The following is a 1,290-nucleotide window of genomic DNA, read 5'->3' as shown; positions in this document are numbered from 1 at the left end:
TGGTTAAAGGGGTCCAGGGATTTGAAGCCTGTTTTGGCCAACAGCTTAAACCTTTCCTCCATCTCCCGCACTGCCCACTTAAGGGCTGCTGAGGCTTTCTTAGGGTCTACTATCACTTCGGTCAAAAGATGGGGAATTCCCTTAAAAACGGATAGTTCCACCATCTTGGGATCAATAAGGATCAGTTTCACCTGGCTGGGCCCGGCCTTGAAGAGAAGGGAGGTTATAAGACTGTTCAGGCAGGAGCTTTTACCTGATCCGGTAGCTCCGGCAATGAGCACATGGGGCATTTCTGCCACATTTATATAAACCGCCTGCCCGGACAGGTGCTTGCCCAGAGGTAGCTCTAGCAGGGGGCGGTTTCTCTGGTCATCAGGGCTGTTAAAGATATCTCCCAGGGTAACAATCCCCCGAATTTTGTTGGGCACTTCAATGCCCACTGCTGATCGGCCCGGTATGGGGGTAAGAATCCGGATGTCCGGAGAGGCCAGAGCCACACAGAGGTCATCCATCAGATTGAGGATCCTCTGCACTTTTACTCCAGGAGCCAACTGAAGCTCGAAAAGGGTAACTGTGGGACCTCTGGTTACCTCCGTTACCCGGGCCTCCACCCTGAAATCCTGAAAGACTGTCTGTAGAATAGCCATGCTCTCCTGAACATTCTGGACTGAAAGTTGTGGTGAAATAGTCTTGGATCGTTTTACTATACTCAGAGGAGGGAGGATGTAGCCCTCATCATCCAAATACCGGGGTAGAGGCATTTCCAGTTGTTCCTCTATTTTCTGCTCCTCCCGTGTTTCTTCTTCCCTGGGTTTTCTGATTGTGATTCTCTGCTCTGTTACCCGTTCCACTGCCGGTAATTTAGGTACCGCATCGGTCACCGTGAGTCCTATCCCAGAATAAGTCTCTTTAATTAGAGGCCCCAGTTCTCTGGTCTCCTCTTTTTTCAATCCTTTTATCCCTGCTTTCAAGGTTTCTTTTATTCTGGGGACCGATTTCTGAGTAACTTTCTGGCCGACTTCTTTTAGGGACATTCTGGTGCAGATCAAAAAAGCAATGAGGAGAAGAACAACTAAAAAGAGGGAGCCGCCGATCTCTCCTACCGTCTTGATTAAGAGATAGGCCAAAGCTGCTCCTACATAACCCCCCCTGGCCACCATCTGGGATTGCTCAAAGATGGTTCCGGGCTCAGCGCCAATGATGCCGGCCAGAGCCAGAAGGGATATGAAAGCTAACGCTAAACCTGAGATCAAGCTATTAAAATTGTATCGCCGGGTATGAGCAAAAAAG

Annotated in this window: 1 protein-coding gene; it reads right to left on the bottom strand. The window is 49.5% G+C overall.

The window, feature by feature from the left end; all coding sequences use genetic code 11:
• The coding region (locus HW443_RS11365) for a DNA translocase FtsK 4TM domain-containing protein (RefSeq protein ID WP_176238241.1) at window positions 1-1,290 on the bottom strand (1,290 nt) is incomplete at both ends.

Source organism: Candidatus Hakubella thermalkaliphila (genome assembly GCF_013281975.1).
GTDB lineage: Bacteria > Actinomycetota > Humimicrobiia > Hakubellales > Hakubellaceae > Hakubella > Hakubella thermalkaliphila.
The sequence above is the reverse complement of the archived record's forward strand: the minus strand, read 5'-3'. Positions and strand labels throughout refer to the sequence as shown.